This window comes from Paenibacillus sp. P5_B5 (assembly GCF_056400365.1).
Genome location: NZ_JBFULK010000008.1, coordinates 97,207 through 117,643, shown reverse-complemented (window position 1 = coordinate 117,643; position 20,437 = coordinate 97,207). Strand labels below are relative to the sequence as shown.

Below are 20,437 nucleotides of genomic sequence, written 5' to 3'. Positions count from 1 at the left end.
CATGATCACCATTCACTCCTAATGATTAAATTGTGAATTCCCTCATCCATTTGCATAAATTTAGCATCTCGCATATATCGTTCGACTGCATATTCTCGCATATAACCGTACCCACCATGGATTTGTATAGCATGAATAGTAACCTCCATGGCCATATCACTTGCGAATTGTTTAGCCATGGCACCTTCTTGACTATTGAAAATGCCATTGTCGGCATACCAAGCCGTCTGATAGATGAGTAAACGAGCTGCATCAATTTGCGTAGCCATATCAGCTAGCTTGAATTGAATCGCTTGCATCTTAGAGATGGACTTGCCAAATTGTTCACGTCCCTTAGCGTAGGCAATTGCACGATCAAATGCGCCTTGGGCAATACCTAGAGCTCCAGCCCCTACAGCGTTCCACCATCCATTTAACGCTAGTGCAGCAATGAGATAGCCATCCCCAACTTGACCAAGCAAATTCTCTTTGGGGATACGACATTCTTCATAGTGTATATCTGTAGCTGAACAGGAGCGAATGCCCATTTTGTTTATTTTTTTACCAATGGTCAATCCAGGGGATGGGTTCTCAACGATAAACGCCGAAATTCCACGCTCATTCGCATGAGGGTCTGTCTGTGCAAATACAAGCTGGATTTTGGCGTACTCTCCGTTCACAATAAAGTGCTTCGTTCCGTTCAATACCCATTCATCACCTTGTAACACGGCTGTTGTGTGCATACACTCGGTTTCATAGCTCGAGCCTGATTCTGCATAACAATTAGCGCCGATCATCGAACCAGCTGCCAAAGCACTTAGATATTTAAGTTTCTGCTCTTCCGTACCAAATGTATAGATCGGCAAGCTAACAAGTGAACAGTGAGTAGCTAAAGCAACACCAAAAGCTGCATCCACCTTGCATAGCTCTTCTATAGCTATAATGTAGCTAAGATAATCAGCTCCTGCACCTCCATATTGATCTGACCATGGGATTCCTGCTAATCCTAATTCGGATGCTTTGTGCCAAATACCCATGTCCCAGTACTCTGTTACATCACGCTCTATGGCCGTAGGTTCTACTTCATGCACTGCAAACTCCTGTATCATCTTACGTAGCATTATATGTTCATCAGACAGTAGGAAATTCATGGTTTCTTCAACCCCTTGTCTTACATATTCCTTCTGTACTGTCCACCTACTTCGTACAGGGCATTCGTAATCTGACCAAGTGAGCAGTATTTCACGGTCTCCATCAGTTCTTCAAAAATATTCCCACCATCTTGAGCCACCTTCTGTAAATTCTTTAGCCTTACTGGAGATTCATGCTTGTTCCTTGCTTGAAAAGCTTGCAAATTGGTAATTTGCGACTCCTTCATTTCTTTTGAAGCCCTAGCTAATTCGATTTGGGGTGCTTCATAAGCTTCCGATACAGTTAAGGGATTCACAAATGTATTAACGCCAATGATAGGCAGCTTCCCACTATGCTTGAGCTGCTCATAATGCATCGATTCTTCTTGAATTTTACCGCGTTGATACTGCGTTTCCATAGCACCAAGCACTCCACCCCTTTCATTAATTCGCATGAATTCAGCCATGACAGCCTCTTCAACCAAATCGGTAAGCTCTTCCATGATAAATGAACCCTGAAGTGAATTTTCATTCTTGGTTAAGCCGTATTCCTGCGTAATAATCATCTGGATCGCCATCGCTCGGCGAACAGATTCTTCCGTTGGAGTCGTAATTGCCTCATCATATGCGTTGGTGTGCAAGCTATTACAGTTATCATTAATGGCGATTAATGCTTGTAAGGTAGTTCGTATATCATTAAAGTCAATTTCCTGAGCATGTAAGGAACGACCTGAAGTTTGAATATGATATTTAAGTTTTTGTGAGCGCTCATTGCCTCCATATTTATGCTTAATTACGATCGCCCAGACCCGTCTAGCTACACGCCCCATCACAGAATACTCGGGATCCATCCCATTCGAGAAGAAGAACGATAAGTTATGGGCAAATTCATCAATGTGCATCCCTCTGCTGAGGTAATATTCCACATACGTAAACGCATTGGATAAAGTAAAAGCAAGCTGTGATAACGGATTAGCACCTGCTTCAGCAATATGGTATCCCGAGATCGAGACGGAATAGTAATTCCTTACTTTGTGGTCAATAAAGTACTGCTGTATATCGCCCATCATGCGAAGAGCAAATTCGGTTGAGAATATACAGGTATTCTGTCCTTGATCTTCCTTCAGAATATCCGCCTGCACAGTTCCGCGAACATTGGACAGGGTATAAGCCCTAATCTTGCTGTACTCCTCGTCATCTGGCGTTCTGTTATTCGTTTGAACAAATTTAGCTACCTGCTGATCGATTGCAGTGTTCATGTACATCGCGAGTATGAACGGAGCGGGACCGTTAATTGTCATAGATACGGAAGTTGAAGGATGGCACAGATCGAATCCATCATATAGCTTGTGCATATCGTCTAATGAGCAGACAGATACGCCAGATTGACCTACCTTGCCATAGATGTCTGGACGATAATCTGGATCATGACCATACAGTGTTACAGAGTCAAATGCGGTTGACAGTCGTTTAGCCTCATCGTTCTTTGATAAATAATGAAATCGCTGATTGGTTCGATCAGGCGTCCCTTCCCCTGCGAATTGCCTCTTCGGCTCCTCTCCTTCTCTTCTAAAAGGAAAAACACCGGCTGTATAAGGAAACTCGCCTGGCAAGTTCTCCTTCAAGCACCACCTTAGAATTTCTCCCCAATCTTCGTAATGAGGTAAAGCTATCTTAGGAATACGCAATCCGGATAAGGAAGTCGAATATAACTTGGTGTGAAGCTTCTTATCCCGGATCGTCGTCACAAGTTCATCCTGCTGATAGGATGCTCGGACAGATGGCCAGTTTTTAAGTATTCGTCTACAATCTGACTCAAGCTTATCTTCATAAGCTGTCAGTTGCTCATTTAATTTAGCAATCACATCTGTTCCTGCATCTGCATGCTGAAGAATGTTGATCGCCCCATGTAATTGATAAAGCTTGCGGGCTATCCTAACTTGTTCTTCTGTAGACTGCTGATAACTTCGAATAACCGTTACGATTTCAGCCAAATACATCGTTCGCTCAGGAGGAATAATTGGGTTCCGATGACGAGTGTTATCTTTATTCTCTAGCTGTGATACCCATGTAACGTTGCATTTATGGTTAATGACATTAATTAATGCCTGATACAAAATATTCGTACCCGGATCATGAAACTGACTCGCAATTGTTCCATATACAGGAAACTCAGCTATTTCACTATGAAATAAGTTGTGTATTCGTCTGTAGTGCCGCTTCACTTCACGAAGTGCATCCTCTGAGCCTTGACGTTCAAACTTGTTGATGACGATCAGATCTGCATGATCTAGCATCTCAATTTTCTCAAGTTGTGATGGAGCGCCGAATTCCGCTGTCATCACATACATACTGACATCAGCAATTGTTGCGATCTTCGCATCACCCTGACCAATCCCAGCGGTTTCAACAATAATAAGATCGTAACCTGCCTTCTTAACGATATGAATCGCATCTGTGATTGCCGCAGATAACTCTGTGCGAGATTTACGCGTAGCAAGCGAACGCATAAATACACGTGAGGTATTAATCGCATTCATCCGAATTCGATCCCCTAACAGTGCGCCACCTGTCTTCTGTTTTGAAGGATCGATGGATAGAATAGCTACTGTTTTATGTTTAAAATCATCTAAGAAACGTCTTACCAGCTCATCTGTTAATGATGATTTCCCCGCACCACCTGTACCTGTTATACCAACGATCGGTGTATATTTAACCTCGTTAAATATCTTTTCGTTTGTTAGATGGAAGATATTATTATCTTGAATGTTTTGATCTTGGCTTTGATCTTGGCTTTGATCTTGGCTTTGATCTTGGCTTTGATCTTGGCTTTGATCTTGGCTTTGATCTTGGCTATCATGATCCTGTACAGTTAGGTTCATTCCATTAAATCTGTCTTCTGCAGCGGTGATCATTCTGGCAAGTGCAAGAGTATGATTCTTCTGAATTTGCTTTGTATCATCATGGAGAAGGAGCTCTCGTATGGACGGATAATCGCATTCCTCGAGAATATGATTAATCATTCCTTGTAGTCCGATACGTCTACCATCGTCAGGCGAATAAATTTTGACAATACCATAAGCTTCGAGCTCTCTAATTTCTTCCGGTATAATGACTCCGCCTCCACCTCCAAATATCCGGATCGTAGTAGCTCCCTTAGTCTGTAAAAGATCATATAAATACTTAAAATACTCGACATGCCCACCTTGGTACGAACTAATCGCAATCCCCTGGACATCCTCTTGTATAGCAGCATTGACGACTTCTTCTACAGAACGGTTATGACCTAGATGAATAACTTCAGCTCCCGATGCTTGTAAGATTCTCCGCATAATATTAATCGAAGCATCATGTCCATCAAATAAACTCGATGCCGTTACGATCCGCACCTTATTCTTTGGACGATACACGGTCGTTTCCATGTAACACCTCCTCTATTTCAGATGTATTCGAAAGCTTCATTCGTATTCATCATCACTCATAAACAATATGAAACTATTCCAAGTTTTTCATCCTTGATTACTACCATAAAGACTGTTTCATCTTCTTCGTCTCAGCTACCAACACAAAAAAACGACATCAGCATCCCTTGAAGGAAATTGAGGCCGTTTCTCATTCTTTATTCTTTTCCTGCATTATTCTTACTAACTTTCTATGACAATTTGGAATTCAGTCGTTCTTCTTTCCAAACAGGTTGTATGTTCATAAACTTAATGGAATAAACACCAGCTTTGAAAATGAAGTATCCGATCATACCGCCCGAGGTATTGAGAATCAAGTCATCCACATCAAACGTCCCAATGCTAAGTACTAATTGTATGGTTTCAAAGCTTAGACTTAACAAGAGTGAGATGAACACAATTTTGACAAGGGAAAACTTGCTTCTTCTAAATAGTATCGGCAACATAAACCCGAGCGGAATAAAGGCAACAATATTTCCCGCAAAATTGATGAAGCTTACCATACTGCCTCCATAAACAATATGATCAATATTCTCTGAGATTTCTCTAAATGGTACTAGATTTCCTGAATAGGATAAGGTTCTTCCGATTCGATCCGGATTAGCTAGCGTATGCTTCAATTGATCCAGTAGAAAATCAAATTCAATCGGTCCGAATTTAAATAAAATTAATTTCATTAGTAAATAGAGATAGAGTGTAAAGACAACAACTAATATGAATTTAATTGTTAGATTTCCGTGCCTCTTAGTCATAGGATTAACCCCATTTCTATTATATTTGTCAGATGTCGTTACTAAGAAGTATAACCAACGCATATTAACTTCCGACTAAGAAATGCTTAAGATTTCTTAAAGAATAGATGTGTCAATTCGCCTGATCCGGATGAGGAACACATGATAAATGCAAAAAAGTGATTGTGCAGGGCTCTTCATCCCTTAACACAATCACTTTTGCAATCCTTATTAATAGCTGTTATTTCTTCTATTGGGTTATTTCTTATCTTGGATTTCCTTGCTAATCAAATCAGTGATTTCTTGTAGACTAAGAGAACCAAGATCGCCTTCTCCACGCTTACGAACAGCTACTGTTCCTTCGCTACGCTCACTCTCGCCAAGTACGAGCATATACGGTACTTTCTCTAGCTGTGCTTCACGAATCTTATATCCCAGCTTCTCATTACGCACATCTATTTCGGCGCGAATCCCGACTTCTCTTAATGCTTCTTTTACTTGAAGCGCATAGTCGATGTAATTCTCAGATACCGGTAATATTCTAGCCTGAACTGGCGCTAACCATAATGGAAATGCACCGCTATAATGTTCAGTTAGAATACCGATGAATCGGTCGATTGAACCATAGATTGCTCTATGAATAACGACTGGGCGATGCTTCTGATTATCCTCACCAATGTAGGATAGTTCGAATTTCTCTGGCATTTGGAAATCCAGTTGAATTGTTCCGCACTGCCAGCTCCGTTTAAGCGCATCTAGAATGTGGAAGTCAATTTTGGGACCGTAGAAGGCACCATCCCCTGGATTAAGGATATAGTTAATCCCTCTGTTTTCCAAAACATTTCTCAAAGAATTTTCTGCTTGTGTCCATAATTCCTCGGATCCCATTGAATCCACTGGTCTAGTGGACAATTCAATCTTATATTCAAATCCGAACACTTGATATATCTCATCAATCAGCGCGATGACACGGTTAATTTCTTCTTCAATCTGATCCGGTCTCACGAATATATGTGCATCATCCTGACAGAAGGTACGAACACGCATCATACCATTCAGCGCACCAGAAAACTCATGTCTGTGTACTTGACCAAACTCAGCCATCCGAATAGGTAACTCGCGATAAGAGCGAAGACTATTTTTGAAAATCAACATGTGACCCGGGCAGTTCATCGGCTTAAGCGCGAACTTCGTATCATCAACTTCAGTGAAGTACATATTCTCATGATAATGATCCCAGTGACCCGATTGCTCCCATATCCGCTGATTCATCATGAATGGTGTCCGAACCTCATCATAATTCTTCTTCTTCTGCAATTCGCGCGAGAAGTCCTCAAGCTCCGTACGGATCGTCATTCCATTAGGTAAATAGAACGGCATGCCTGGTGCTTCCTCTGAGAACATGAACAATCCGAGCTCTTTGCCAAGCTTGCGATGATCACGTTTCTTCGCTTCTTCAAGGTAATGTATATGCTCATCTAACTGTGCTTTTTTGGGGAATGAAGTGCCATATATCCGTTGCAACATTTGGTTATTGGAATCACCTCTCCAGTAAGCACCTGCAACACTCATCAGCTTGAATGCTTTGATACGACCAGTTGACGGCAAATGAGGACCACGACATAAGTCAAAGAATTCACCTTGATCGTAAATTGTAAGCACCGAATCTTCAGGAAGATCACGAATCAGATCTAGCTTGAGCGGATCTTCAAGCTCTTCGAAGATTTTAATTGCGTCTGCACGATCAACAACACGGCGAACAATCGGAAGATTCTCTTGTACGATTCTTTCCATTTCTTTCTCAATGGCTGACAAGTCATCTGTAGACAATGGATTAGCTATATCAATATCATAATAGAAGCCATCTTCAATAACAGGTCCGATTCCCAGTTTGACAGCCTTATTGCCATATATACGCTTGATCGCTTGCGCCATTAGATGGGCTGTACTGTGTCTATAAACTTCCAGTCCTTCCTTGCTATCAAGAGTGACAATGGCAACTTCACTATCCTCTTCAATGGGATGATAGAGATCAACCACCTTGCCATTCACCTTACCTGCAATCGCATTCTTCTTCAGCCCCACACTTATGGACTCTGCAACCTGTTCGATTGTGGTTCCATTCGCATACTCTCGAACATCTCCACCTAATAATGTAACCTTAACTCCCATGTTAACTGCCTCCACTCTCTATAATGTTGAACGCAACAAGAAACGGTTGTACCGTCCCTTCTAAGAGCGAATACGTTTTATTAAACGCAAAAAAACGCATCTCTCCCAAGGGACGAGTGCGTTCAGCTCGTGGTTCCACCCTAATTCGACTAAGTCATCTACGCTTCTTAAGGTGATTCACTTTTAAGTTGATTCACTTAAGCAGGTATCCTACCTTAGTCCTTATTCTAGGCATCCGTTAACGGGGATGGGACGGTTACGTTTACTGCCAATTGCTTAGTGGGTTCAACGTTACAGCTACTAAGGGGTAATTCCACATCCGGTTACTGGAGAAGCTTACAGCTAGGACTTCTCTCTCTGAACAGTTCGTGAAGGGAATCATGTCTTGGATCATCGCCGAATAATATTTATTGCTTGGTTCAACATTATAGATTTAACGACATGAAACGTCAAGTGTCAAAGAGCGCTAGTTTTAGCCTGTTTTAACCTGCTTTAGCCCCATTAGCCTAAATATGCAGGTTTACTGCCATCAATCTCTTTCGTAAATCGATCCTGAACGGCTTGCAAACAACTCCATATACACTTTCTCAGCGTAAGCATCCGTCATGCCTGAAATATAATCAGCTACTAGTCTTTCCCATGGCCATTTATCCTTCTGTTCCTCGTAGCTCTCAATCCAATCAGGAGGTGTAATCAGCCGTCCAGTATCATATTGAATGAAGCTTTCCCACAGACGTTGTAGCATAATTTCACTACGTTTTTGCAATCGCTGGACTCGGAAATCCTTAATCAATGTCACCCATGCTAATTTTTTTAGAATTCCCATCGTACGAAGAAGCTCTATATCCTCTTGACCTTCATGTACGAATGTCACACGTTTCCACCCCGTAAGTGGATTATCAATGATTCCTACATGTTGTGCGAATCTACTCACCCAGCGGGCTTTCATTTCGCGGCGAGTTCTAGATGCTTCCCGATTGCATTCTGCATAAATGGTTTCCCATTGCTCTAAGTACTGACCAAGCACTTGTCTAACCATGGATGGAACATCGACATGATCCCATGTGATATGGTCTTCGCTTTTATCTTCAACTATTTCCTGGACTAAATGGGCTACTAATCGATCATCCTCAATGAAGCTCCGATTCATTTGAATTTTGCCAGCCCGAATTCCGTCCTCAATATCATGTGTAGAATAGGCAATATCATCGCATAAATCCATTAACTGAGCTTCAAGCGTGGCACAATTGTCAGGCATTTCCCAAAGCTTCCGTAAGTAATGAATACCTTCCCACTCTCTGGTATACACACCCTTAATCCTTCCTGGTTCATCCAGACAATACGGATATTTATTGATCGACAAAAGTACAGCCGCGCACAGATCTAAGCCTCGATCACTTCCTGCTCGCTTCTCTAAGAACATCAGAATACGGAAGTTCTGCGCATTCCCCTCATATGACATACCAAACTGAGAGGTAATTAGATCATTTAGAACCTCCTCACCCTTATGACCAAACGGAGGATGTCCTAAATCATGTGCAAGACTTGCACATTCTACCACCTCAGGCTGAATAATCAACCCAGGGTGCACTCTTTTGGACAAGAATTCATATGTCTTATTTAGTCTTCCAGCAACTTCTCTGCCAATCTGCGAGACTTCTAGGGAATGTGTCAGTCTTGTTCGATAATAATCACCCGTACCTGCACCGAATACTTGGGATTTACCTTGTAGTCTTCTGAATGAAGGAGATTGAATCAATCTTGCATAATCTTTCTCCACTTCTTCACGGTCTTCGCTGGAATGAATATTCTCTGTGTCAAATAATCGTAATTTGCGTACATTCATAGTCATACCTCAACTTTGTTATTTCAGTATGTGTAACATAGATCATTATAACACTTACTTATTAGATTATTCACAAATAGGATTCAATCTATGAACTAGGACTCATCAGACAGGTCAGAGTCTGATTCAATCAATTTTAACAAAGCAGTTGGCACTTGGAAGTGCTGATTTCGAATACTGATATGTTTAAGCTCTTCTTCAGCATCAATCGCTTGAAATTCTTTGATTTTAGCCACTTCACTATGAAGACGCTCCATTTGTTGATCTAATGCAGTTGCCGAATCGGCAGCACTCTTTAATTCCTGTAGTAAATGAGGGGGAATGGACTGATTATACTTATAGTAAATTTTGTGTTCAAGACTCGCCCAGAAATCCATCGCAATCGTCCGAATTTGAATTTCAACAGATACATCCTCTCGGCGATCTGACATATAAACAGGAATTTCAATGAGTAAGTGTAAACTCTGGTAGCCATTCGGTTTTGGATGCTTGATATAATCCTTTACCTCTAGGATCTTGATATCTTGCTGCCTTTCGAGCATTTCACTTATACGGTAGATGTCATTAATAAAGGAGCAGGTAATCCGTACCCCGGCAATATCTTTGATATGAGACTTAATACCATCAAAAGTTATTTCTCCCCCCTTCTTATGAAGTTTTTTGAGAATACTTTCTGGTGTTTTCAACCGTGAACTTGTATGTTCGATCGGATTATAATCATGAAGAAACTGAAATTCCTCTTTCAGAATTTCAATTTTCGTTTCTATTTCATCAAGCGCAAATTTGTATGTCATCATGAATCTTGTAATTTCATCCTTGAATCTTCTAAACTGTTCTACTTTCAATGCGTTCACAGTATTTCCCCTTCCAAACGATTAACTTTCTGGTTCTATAACGGCTCAACACCAAATCAGTGTTTGAAAAAATGGAATCGTGTCGATTGATGAACGCTGCGTGGACGGATTGTCCTATCGATCGCTGTTGCCCCCAGATTTCTTGATCGTATACCGCTTATAGCGGTAGAAATCCGGTGGCAAAGGCGAATGCTTCGCTTCTCCAAGACAATTCCGTCCCCTCCGCTACGAGCTACATATGGTTCTGTCTTTAGCAAGCACTGATTATGATTAAGAGTCTATATACCTTAATCATATATCTTTATCTACAAAAATCATAATACAAGAGTAACCAATAAAGCAAACGTGCGGCTTCATTTCCCTCATTTGCCAATGTTCCAGACTGCGAATAAAAAAATAACTCCCTCATCCTATTGGCTGTTAACCAATTTATGATAAGGGAGTTTTGTTGTTATCAAATCTAATTTAGCTTTGTAGGTCCTGAATTAGTCGTTAGACCTAAGTGACTTTTAAGTGATAAGCTGATCGATTGTACGCTGTCCTTAGAAGGTTCGTAATAATAAACACCGTCGATATATTTATCCTCGCCCTCGATCTGTAGTTTCTCCAGTTGCAAGGTTGTATTCATCATGTTCATCGCAATGCTTGTCATATTATCAAACGTCAAATTAGTTGTGAAATTGTTATTAATGGCATCTAGCAAACCACTTAACTTATTGATAGATTGGAATGACATTGCCTTTTGAATAATCGCTTCAAAAACGATCTGCTGACGTTGACCGCGCATCAAATCGCTATCAATGTGACGTGTTCTGGATAAAGCAAGCGCCTCTTCCCCGTTCAAATGCTGATAGCCTTTTTTAAGATGAATCGCATTCTTCTTGCCCTTACTATCCTGCTCTGAGAAATCGACAGGTACATCTAGATCAATACCCCCAAGAGAGTCGACAATTTTTATGAATGATTTAAAGTTAAACTTCACATAATAATCAACCGGAATATCCAAGAAATTCTCTACTGTCTGAACCGTACTTTCTACACCGCCAAATACATGTGCATGTGTAATTTTATCCTTACGATCCCTTGAAGGAATATACACACGAGAATCACGTGGTATACTCAATAATTTAACCGATTTATCATCTTTATTAAGCGTTAGTAGGAGTAAAGCATCTGTCCGAATCGCTTCACCGTATGCAGCAGCTCGTTCGTCACTTTCATCGACGCCCATGACTAGTATAGAGATCGAATCTGTGAGAGGCTTGACTACATTCGCGCGTTTAGCCGATTTATCTCCAGCTCCTATTTCGATTGGCGTATAGGCTTGAGCGACAACTTCTTTGGCTTTATTGACAATAAAGATGCCGTACACAGTTCCAGCTAGGATCAGAACTAAGAGTGGAATTCCAATTATCCATGCAATACGTTTTTTGTTGGAGCGTTTTTTAGTTATTTTCTTATTGGTAGTGTTCTTATTCGTATTTGTTTTGTTATTTGTACTGGATTTCATAAAAAAACTCCTTTTAATAGTGTCGAAAACATAATGTATGCCTTCATAAGATAATGTGTAACATATATATAGTAAATTTTGATATAAATAGACAATATCCTTATTTAATCTAGAGTATCACGCGAAGAATGTCAAATATTGAACCATGCCATTTGAGGTACTTCATATAACACTACACCTATAGAATCGGTGACAAAAGCCTTGTTAAAGACTCTTTGACATAATTAAATTTGGATCGATTACGATATTCAGCTCTCGTTAATTCTCTACAATCTTCCATATCTTTCTCGAAAATTTGCTTCAATCTATCCGAGGTTGAGCTATCATATAGAAAGGCATTGACCTCGAAGTTTAACTTAAAGCTACGAATATCGATATTCGCTGTACCTACTGAGCTTACGATCCCATCCACCACAATCGTTTTGGCATGCAGGAATCCTTTGGTATACAAATAAACCTGTGCCCCAACCTCAAGTAAATCACCTAAGTACGAATACGAAGCCCAGTAAACCATTTTGTGATCAGGTACACTAGGGATCATGATTTTCACAGCTACACCAGACAAAGAAGCCATTTTCAAAGCATTTAATAAACTCTCGTCAGGTATAAAATAAGGAGTTTGCAAATAAATACTCTCTTTGGCTAAGTTAATTGCCTTGATATATGAATTCTTAATTTGCTCTTGTTCATTATCAGGTCCACTAGCGAGGATTTGGATACCAACATTTCCTAAATTTTGAATAACAGGAAAATAACTCAATGATTTTTTACTATTCGTCAATTTACTTGGCGTGGCTAGGTTCCAATCCATCATAAACTGAGCCTGCATCTGATGCACTGCGATCCCATTAATTACCAGATGCGTGTCACGCCAGTATCCGTAGCGCTTATCAAGTCCTAAATATTCATCTCCAATATTAAAGCCCCCGATATATCCTTGTCTGCCATCGATAATAGCAAGCTTCCGGTGATTCCGATTGTTTACTCGAATATTTAAATACGGAATATGTGATGGAAAGAAAATAGCTACTTTTCCCCCAGCTTCAATTAGCGATTTAAACATTTCTTTAGATAGATTGGCACTTCCTACATCGTCATATAAGAACCTGACTTCTATACCTTCCCGCGCTTTCTCAGTCAATGCTTCCACTAATCTGCGACCTAATCCATCATCTCTAACAATATAATACATAAGATGAATATGATGTCTAGCTTCCTGAATGGACTTCACTAATGCATCAAATTTGTCATTACCATCCGCAAATATGCCAACTTCATTATCCTGTGTGTAGATGGAATTTCCACTCGACAAGTTCATGTAAATCATATTCTGAAAATCAATCATCAGTGGGTCTTTAAACTTAATTTGCTGAGCAATTAAATCAGTTTTCTGATTCTCAACAAGCGCTTCGACCATTACTTGTTGTTCTGCTTTAATTCTATAGAGCTTGCGTTTACTAAGATTTTGACCAAATAACAAGTATAGAAGGAACCCAACCACCGGTAAGAACAGCAATACCATGAGCCATGCCCATGTATTACCTATATTGCGTCTTTCTCGAAAGAGGATCACAATCGCTAACAGCAAGTTTATAAGAAGTGGTAGTACAGAATACATCGATCGTAAAAAGTCCATAGGTCACCAACCATATCCTAAGTAGTTTATATCGCTAACTCAACAATTATATTAGATTTTTACTATTTTTCAATCTTAACCACTTGATTTATCCACGAACAGCTCCGCTTAGAATAAAACACAATAACTAAAACACTAAATAAAATCATCATCAGCTTAGCTAATTTTAGCGTCATTGGTGTGAACCTCGCTTAGTTTCTTCCAGCATTTATAATTTGCCCAGTCCGAGTCCCACCATTCGTGTGTGGTATCAGTCATTTCCATCTGCAAAGAAAAAAGCCCATACCTGAATGAATCAGATATCAGCTTTGTACATTATTGATGAGATACTGTGACCTTCTAGATGAGATACTGTTACCTTCTAGATGCACTTCACTCTTCTCCCAGCCCTTCCAAGCTGCTTCAGATTCCCAACGGATCATCAGAATCACTTCTTCTTCGCCTTTGTGTGTACGCTTAACAAGAACGCTTAAATCGATGAAGCCTTACATTATAGTGGATCTACCTGAACTACAGCTTGCTTACCGCTAAGCTGAATCCCTGTCTTCTTGCGTCCTACTGAACTTAAGTCCTTCAGAAGTGACTCAAGTAATTGTTTCGCTCTATCCCCTTCTTTACCTTGAATACGAACTACGAACTGAACAGCATCTCCAGATTTCAAGATCCGCTCTGCTTGTTGTTTCTTCGTGTCATAATCATGATCTTCGATCTGCGGGGTTAGTCTAATTTCCTTAAGCTTAGGTGCTTGCTCTCGTTTCCGAGCTTGCTGTTTCTCTTGCTTAGCTGCTCCTGCACCTACCAGCTTACATGGCGGTGGACTTGACATCAGCGATGTACATACTAAGTCAACCTTAAGCTTGCGAGCCATGGCAAGTGCATCAGCTGTTCTTACGATTCCAAGATCCTCACCGTTGATACCTGTTAGTTGTACCTCAGATGATTTGATTTTTTCATTCATGATCATGGTTGAAATTCACCCTTTTCTATAGATCATCACTTGAAGAAATAGTCTTAAGCTCTCGATAACTTACGGTTCCATACGATAGACATTTATTCATTCCCATAACAAAGCCTTGCTCTCCTCCTGCCATTTTGGACAATAAGGTGCTAATTACTGGTCGTAAAATGGAAGTAAACGAAAAGAATAGCAAGGTAATAATCATAACATACCAGAAGTTGCCTGATAACAACATTATGACCATAGCGATTGCTGAGATTGCGAATGATAGATGAATCAACTTTTCCTCACCAAATGCACGAATAAGCTTATAAATATACAAGGATAGCTCTTGAACTGAAAGTGGAACATGCTCAACGACGAGCAAGAAGTTTTACTGCTCTAGAATTCCAACCATGCAGTAGATAAGATCGTACTAAAACAGAAAAAGCCCAAAACAAGTTGGGCTTACTGTCATGTATGAATGAGGTTAATTTAAAAGAAATACGATATCTTCCCCGTGACAATCAAGTGTCAAGTCCTTGCCATCCAAGTACCAAAGATCATTCGCTTCGATGAAAAAAGTCACATCCTGAGCTACAATCGTAATTGCTGGGTATAACGGATTAGCTTTCATAATGCCAAATGCGAAAGCATCCTCGCCGCCTCCACTATATCTAACAAAAATACGTATTTTATCACCTGCGTTAAATCCCCATTCCTTGTTAAAACAAGCTATAGCAGATGGTGTGACGTTAAAGTTCATGTCTAACACCCCATTCTAGATTTATTTATAGTATGTTAAGGTTCATTATATCATTCTACCATAATCCGCTCAGGCATCAAATGTCTTCTCGTGATTCGGAGAAACAAATATCAAATGTCGTTCCTATGCCAGCCCTACTAAATACTTGAATTGTACCACCATATAGTTCAACCCATTTACGAATCGATTGCAAGCCCTAGACCAGAACCCCCATATTGAACTTGTTGGTGGGCTTGAATTTATATCCTACACAATTTTGGTTTACACTAAACTACATCACGATGAATCAGGAGTGTGTTCAGAATGACCACATATAAATGGTTATACCGAGTATTAATTTTGACAGCATTATCAATAGTACTGACCGCATGTACGATTGATCCCATGAGTCAAATGGATCATAGTACGATGAATAAGAACGAACCAAACCAACCTATAATTGCCATGCAGACGAAAGCTACAAGTGTAGCGAATGGCAAGGAACTGACATTAACCGCACAAGAAAGTAATCTTGAAGTCAAACCAGGATTAACATTGCCTGTATGGACTTTCAATAATTCAGTACCTGGACCCCAAATTCGTGTGAAAGTCGGAGAAACAGTGAAAGTTACGCTTAAGAATAAATTACAACAGCCTGTCTCCATCCATTGGCACGGCTATCCGGTATCTAATCCAATGGACGGTATTCCTGGTGTGACTCAGGATGCCGTTGTTTCAGGAAAATCATTTACTTACGAATTTAAAGCAACCATACCTGGAACGTATTGGTATCACTCTCACCAAGACAGTGTTAACCAATTGGATAAGGGGCTCTATGGCTCACTTGTCGTCGAAGATCGGACCGAAACGTCCGATAAGGATTATACCCTTGTACTCGATGAATGGATGAGTATGGGCAGTATGGACGGTATGAACAATATGGGTAACATGGATGGAATGAATATGGAAAATATGGATCATGGGAGTATGAACATGGATCATGGCTCCATTAACATGAGTACGGGGAGTGCAGCTCCTAGTGACCATGATATGAGTATGTATGATATTTATACCATCAATGGTAAATCGGGTGATGCAATAGAGCCTTTACTGGTCAAACAAGGGGATAAAGTTCGCCTACGCCTTGTTAATGCTGGCTATCTGACCCATAAGCTTCATCTACATGGTCACGATTACAAGATCATTGCTTCTGATGGTCAAGCTATTAACAGTCCAGCTCTAATTAGTAATCAACTAATAGCAATTGCGCCTGGCGAACGATATGATATTGAGTTCACAGCGAACAATCCCGGTAATTGGCTGCTTGAGGAACATGGTAACGAAGATCGAATGATGAATATGCGTGCTCTTATTTCATATGAGGGGATCACAAGCAAGAAGGTAGCTACTGATTGGAAAGAACAGCATCCCCTATTCGATCTTACGAAATATGGTGCTACAGCTAATATGAAATTCACATTAGATCAAACATATGACCAAACAACAACACTAAATTTGAATACAGCTTTGAAAAACGGTCAAACCGTGTATACAATCAATGATAAAGTATATCCCGATACAGATAAAATCAAAGTAAATAAGGGCGAGAAAGTTAAAGCTAAGCTTGTAAATCTTTCGCCCAAGGATGACCACCCGATGCATCTGCATGGTCATTTCTTTCAGATTTTAAGTAAAAACGGTCAACCAGTTCAAGGCTCCCCCGTCATCAAGGATACGTTAAATGTCAAACCTGGTGAAGAATACGTCATCGCATTTGAAGCAGATAACCCGGGAGATTGGATGTTCCATTGTCATGATTTACATCATGCTTCATCCGGAATGGTAACCGATGTTCATTATGAGGACTATAAGAGTAATTACACGCCAGATCCAAGTGTTAATAATATCCCTGAATAAGAATGAACAGGTTTAGAAGATAAAGTTAAATAACCAGCTACCGCCGAGTTATCGGACAATAGCTGGTTCTTTGATATATATGAAGTCCTACCCTTTCTACTTGCTTAGAGTTTCTGTTATCATATGGAAGATAACTTTTCGATAAGGATAATTTCGTTTACCAAAGGAATGATTGAAATAATGAGCTTTCAACTGACCAGACGGGTCATTAAGTTATTGTGCGGACCCGCCTCATATGACAGTGGTGAACAATTCTACCAAGCAAATAAGGTCACATATCAGAAGTGTGATCACGAAGCTTCCGAGTACGAAGCCACAGTCCAAGACACACAAGACGATAAGGTGCAAATTACAATTGACTCTAATGGCGATGTAGATGCGCAGTGTACCTGCTCTTCCTACATGTCTGACTACAAATATTGCAAGCATATTGCAGCGGTTCTTTTAGATATCCATGACAATCGACAGGGTGGTGATTCGCCTATTCGATCTTATTCCTCCTATCTCTATCCAGATGATAGCAGCTATGCTAAATCTGGACGTGTTGAACCTAGAACTGCTTTGTCTACTCACAGGCAATCTGAGCAATCTACAATTGAGGAAGAACTAACAAGGGGTATATTAAAGCTATTCCATGATAAACCGCAGCTACCAACTCATACTAGACCCCTATTTGATGCTAGAGAAGCACTTGACGTGGAGTTCATCTGTCGACCCTTTTACTATGGTCAACGTGAGTACATGTTCGGCATCGAGATGAAGGTTGGCTCCAAACGATTATATATCGTGCAGCGAATCAGGGACTTCCTAGACCATATCATCAGCATGAAATCTTATGTATTCACGAAGAATTTCACCTATGATCCAGAGAGACACAGCTTTAGTATCGAGCATGATGCCATTATTCAACAGCTCATTCAGGTTTATCAGAACGAGAAGCTATATCAAGAAACATCTTATGCTTCGGTTCGCGCAAGGAGTGTCAGCGGCGATCGTATGCTGCTTATTCCTCCTTTCTCTTGGGAGTCCCTTCTTCCCCTGCTTGCTCAGAGTTCAGCAGTCAAGCTTGAACTTGGTAACCATATATATGAAGGTTTTCAGTTATCAGACGAGGCGCTTCCGCTGAAATTTGCATTTGATCAATCACAGGATGCAGGTTATCAATTGAACGTGGATGGATTAGATGCAATTACGGTGATGGAGTCCTACGGCATTGTTATCTACGATGGTAAGCTTATTAAGCTGCCTATCGATGAGTGTAAGCGTCTGTCGGATTTAAAGCATATGCTAGAAGCTAATCGGAAGCATCAAATTAAGATTCCAGAGCAGCAAATGGAGCCTTTCATGGATCAAGTATTACCTGGTCTTATGAAGCTAGGACGTGTCCAAATCGCACAAGCAGTATCCGAACGAATCGTTCAGACTAAGCTAGAGGCTAGACTCTATTTGGATCGTGTAAGGGATCGCCTGCTTGCAGGCCTAGAGTTTCAATATGGCGATATTATTATTAACCCTCTAGAAGGCAACGATCAGAGACGTGGCGAAGGTCGAATTCTCATAAGAGACGGAGAACAAGAACGTCGTATCCTAGCGCTAATGGAACAAAGCGATTTTGCTAGAACTGAAAGTGGCTATTTTATGGATAATGAGGAATCCGAATTTGATTTCCTGTACGAGATCGTTCCCCAGCTGGAGAAGCTCGTTAAGGTATACGCTACTTCTTCTGTCAAGCTAAGGCTACAGACAGGTTACGCACCGCCTAACATAAAAGTGGATATCGGTGATCGTACAGATTGGTTAGAAATTCGATTCGATATGGAGGGTATTCCTGAATCAGATATCCGTAGTCTGCTCACGTCCATAGAAGAGAAAAGTAAATATCATCGCCTGCCGAATGGATCGTTACTACCACTTGACGATAAGGAATTTCATGAGATCATCCGCTTCATGAACGAGGTTGGTATTCGTAAAGCAGATTTCAATGGAACAAGCTTTCGAGTTCCGATCGTTCGTGGTATGCATTTGATGGACCCACAGAATCAAGGAACTAGCATTAAGCTAGGGAAGTCATTGCGTAAACTTCTAGATAACATGCGGAATCCAGATCATCTTGATTTCCCTGTCCCAGATCATCTAGCTCCTGTTCTACGTGATTATCAGACTTATGGGTTTCAGTGGCTGAAGACGCTTGCCAACTACCGCTTTGGCGGTATATTGGCAGACGATATGGGTCTTGGTAAGACCATACAAAGTATTGCTTTTATCTTATCTGTCTTACCGGAGATCAGGAGTTCACATCGCCCTGCGCTCATTATCTCACCAGCATCACTGGTGTATAACTGGCTGAATGAATTGAAGAAATTCGCACCAGAGATTCGGGCTGTAATCGCCGATGGCAATAAATCTGAGCGGACTAACGCTCTGAACGAAGCAGATCAAGTCGATGTCATCATCACCTCTTATCCATTGTTACGTAGAGATATTGTAGAGTACGTTGACCAGACATTTCACACGCTCATCTTGGACGAGGCCCAAACCTTCAAGAATCATACCACTCAGACTGCACATGCAGTGAAGGCGATTGAGGCTGAGTATCGATTTGCACTTACAGGAACTCCAGTTGAGAACAGACTAGAAGAGCTCTGGTCGATTTTCAACGTGGTATTCCCGGAATTGTTCCCTAATCGTAAGGAATTTGGTGAACTATCGCGTGAAACCATATCGAAGCGAATTCGTCCCTTCCTCCTCCGCAGGTTGAAAACGGATGTACTTAGAGAGCTACCTGATAAAATAGAATCCCTGCAAGCTTCTGAGCTGTTGCCAGAACAGAAGAAACTATATGTAGCCTATTTAGCCAAGCTGCAACAAGAAACTGTGAAACATCTGAATGATAGAGACTTTCAGAAGAATCGAATCAAGATCCTTGCTGGGTTAACAAGACTCCGACAACTGTGCTGCCATCCATCCCTATTCGTCGATGACTACGAAGGAAGTTCTGCTAAATTCGAGCAATTACTTGAGATCGTAGAAGAATGTCGAAGCGCTGGCAAACGAATGCTCATATTCTCGCAATTTACAGAGATGCTAGGGTTAATTGGACGAGAACTCGGTTATCAAGGAGTCCCTCACTTCTATCTAGATGGCTCAACGCCTACAGCTAAACGCATCCAGATATGTGATCGTTTCAATAGTGGTGAGCGCGACCTCTTCCTTATCTCGTTGAAAGCTGGCGGTACGGGACTAAACCTAACTGGTGCTGACACCGTCATTCTCTATGATTTATGGTGGAACCCTGCAGTGGAGCAGCAAGCTGCAGACCGAGCACATCGCATCGGACAGAAGAAGATTGTGCAGGTTATAAGGCTCGTCGCTCAAGGCACTGTGGAAGATAAAATGTACGAGCTGCAGCAGAAGAAGATGAATCTAATTGATGAAGTGATCAAGCCTGGACAAGAAGGCCTGTCCTCCCTGACTGAACAGGATATCAAAGACATTCTGATGATAAATGGCTAACTTCAC

General features: G+C 40.9%; 14 protein-coding genes and 1 pseudogene. 2 read left to right on the top strand and 13 right to left on the bottom strand.

Going from position 1 to position 20,437, the window contains the following annotated elements; translation table 11 throughout:
* Positions 1-5: 5 nt before the first annotated feature.
* From AC1DOK_RS12735 to AC1DOK_RS12675, 13 genes and pseudogenes are all read right to left on the bottom strand, one after another.
* Positions 6-1,130: an acyl-CoA dehydrogenase family protein gene (locus AC1DOK_RS12735; RefSeq protein WP_477554651.1), complete on the bottom strand. Its 1,125-nt coding sequence runs from the start codon at positions 1,128-1,130 to the stop codon at positions 6-8.
* A 20-nt stretch (positions 1,131-1,150) separates the two neighbouring features.
* On the bottom strand, positions 1,151-4,531 hold the full coding sequence (gene icmF, locus AC1DOK_RS12730; RefSeq protein WP_477554650.1) for a fused isobutyryl-CoA mutase/GTPase IcmF: 3,381 nt from the start codon (positions 4,529-4,531) through the stop codon (positions 1,151-1,153).
* Positions 4,532-4,761: 230 nt separating this feature from the next.
* The gene (locus AC1DOK_RS12725; RefSeq protein WP_477554649.1) at positions 4,762-5,322 is read right to left on the bottom strand and encodes a VanZ family protein; all 561 of its coding nucleotides are present in this window, start codon (positions 5,320-5,322) and stop codon (positions 4,762-4,764) included.
* A gap of 237 nt (positions 5,323-5,559) precedes the next feature.
* Positions 5,560-7,473 carry a threonine--tRNA ligase gene (gene thrS / locus AC1DOK_RS12720; RefSeq protein WP_477554648.1) on the bottom strand — a complete coding sequence of 638 codons (1,914 nt, stop codon included), beginning with the start codon at positions 7,471-7,473 and terminating at the stop codon, positions 5,560-5,562.
* Positions 7,474-8,002: 529 nt separating this feature from the next.
* Positions 8,003-9,319 carry a deoxyguanosinetriphosphate triphosphohydrolase family protein gene (locus AC1DOK_RS12715; RefSeq protein WP_477554647.1) on the bottom strand — a complete coding sequence of 439 codons (1,317 nt, stop codon included), beginning with the start codon at positions 9,317-9,319 and terminating at the stop codon, positions 8,003-8,005.
* 95 nt (positions 9,320-9,414) lie between these two features.
* On the bottom strand, positions 9,415-10,173 hold the full coding sequence (locus AC1DOK_RS12710) for a GTP pyrophosphokinase (protein ID WP_477554646.1): 759 nt from the start codon (positions 10,171-10,173) through the stop codon (positions 9,415-9,417).
* 56 nt (positions 10,174-10,229) lie between these two features.
* The gene (locus AC1DOK_RS12705) at positions 10,230-10,430 is read right to left on the bottom strand and encodes a hypothetical protein (RefSeq protein ID WP_477554645.1); all 201 of its coding nucleotides are present in this window, start codon (positions 10,428-10,430) and stop codon (positions 10,230-10,232) included.
* Between the two features lie 203 nt (positions 10,431-10,633).
* Entirely contained in the window at positions 10,634-11,683 is a 1,050-nt protein-coding gene (locus AC1DOK_RS12700) for an LCP family protein (protein WP_477554644.1), read from the bottom strand.
* 178 nt (positions 11,684-11,861) lie between these two features.
* On the bottom strand, positions 11,862-13,319 hold the full coding sequence (gene cls / locus AC1DOK_RS12695; protein WP_477554643.1) for a cardiolipin synthase: 1,458 nt from the start codon (positions 13,317-13,319) through the stop codon (positions 11,862-11,864).
* 302 nt (positions 13,320-13,621) lie between these two features.
* Positions 13,622-13,804 (bottom strand): annotated as a pseudogene (locus tag AC1DOK_RS12690) (antibiotic biosynthesis monooxygenase); the annotation flags it as partial.
* Between the two features lie 5 nt (positions 13,805-13,809).
* Positions 13,810-14,283: a translation initiation factor IF-3 gene (infC, locus tag AC1DOK_RS12685; RefSeq protein WP_477554642.1), complete on the bottom strand. Its 474-nt coding sequence runs from the start codon at positions 14,281-14,283 to the stop codon at positions 13,810-13,812.
* A 19-nt stretch (positions 14,284-14,302) separates the two neighbouring features.
* A complete protein-coding gene (locus tag AC1DOK_RS12680; RefSeq protein WP_477554641.1) occupies positions 14,303-14,644 on the bottom strand; it encodes a hypothetical protein in 342 nt (113 codons plus the stop codon).
* A 102-nt stretch (positions 14,645-14,746) separates the two neighbouring features.
* Positions 14,747-15,022, bottom strand: a complete 276-nt coding sequence (locus AC1DOK_RS12675) for a HesB/YadR/YfhF family protein (RefSeq protein WP_477554640.1) — start codon at positions 15,020-15,022, stop codon at positions 14,747-14,749.
* A gap of 303 nt (positions 15,023-15,325) precedes the next feature.
* On the opposite strand from AC1DOK_RS12675, the gene AC1DOK_RS12670 reads away from it, so the two are divergent.
* Together AC1DOK_RS12670 and AC1DOK_RS12665 are read left to right on the top strand one after the other, a co-directional pair.
* Positions 15,326-16,918, top strand: a complete 1,593-nt coding sequence (locus AC1DOK_RS12670) for a multicopper oxidase family protein (protein WP_477554639.1) — start codon at positions 15,326-15,328, stop codon at positions 16,916-16,918.
* A 180-nt stretch (positions 16,919-17,098) separates the two neighbouring features.
* On the top strand, positions 17,099-20,431 hold the full coding sequence (locus AC1DOK_RS12665) for a DEAD/DEAH box helicase (RefSeq protein WP_477554751.1): 3,333 nt from the start codon (positions 17,099-17,101) through the stop codon (positions 20,429-20,431).
* The last annotated feature ends 6 nt before the right edge of the window (positions 20,432-20,437 follow it).

Excerpts from the sequence above, each read along its gene's own strand:
- AC1DOK_RS12670 (WP_477554639.1), top strand. The coding sequence starts at position 15,326 with ATGACCACATATAAATGGTTATACCGAGTATTAATTTTGACAGCATTA.
- AC1DOK_RS12665 (WP_477554751.1), top strand. The coding sequence starts at position 17,099 with ATGAGCTTTCAACTGACCAGACGGGTCATTAAGTTATTGTGCGGACCC.
- AC1DOK_RS12675 (WP_477554640.1), bottom strand. The coding sequence starts at position 15,022 with ATGAACTTTAACGTCACACCATCTGCTATAGCTTGTTTTAACAAGGAA.
- AC1DOK_RS12735 (WP_477554651.1), bottom strand. The coding sequence starts at position 1,130 with ATGAATTTCCTACTGTCTGATGAACATATAATGCTACGTAAGATGATA.
- cls (WP_477554643.1), bottom strand. The coding sequence starts at position 13,319 with ATGGACTTTTTACGATCGATGTATTCTGTACTACCACTTCTTATAAAC.
- icmF (WP_477554650.1), bottom strand. The coding sequence starts at position 4,531 with ATGGAAACGACCGTGTATCGTCCAAAGAATAAGGTGCGGATCGTAACG.
- thrS (WP_477554648.1), bottom strand. The coding sequence starts at position 7,473 with ATGGGAGTTAAGGTTACATTATTAGGTGGAGATGTTCGAGAGTATGCG.
- infC (WP_477554642.1), bottom strand. The coding sequence starts at position 14,283 with ATGATCATGAATGAAAAAATCAAATCATCTGAGGTACAACTAACAGGT.
- AC1DOK_RS12715 (WP_477554647.1), bottom strand. The coding sequence starts at position 9,319 with ATGAATGTACGCAAATTACGATTATTTGACACAGAGAATATTCATTCC.
- AC1DOK_RS12725 (WP_477554649.1), bottom strand. The coding sequence starts at position 5,322 with ATGACTAAGAGGCACGGAAATCTAACAATTAAATTCATATTAGTTGTT.
- AC1DOK_RS12700 (WP_477554644.1), bottom strand. The coding sequence starts at position 11,683 with ATGAAATCCAGTACAAATAACAAAACAAATACGAATAAGAACACTACC.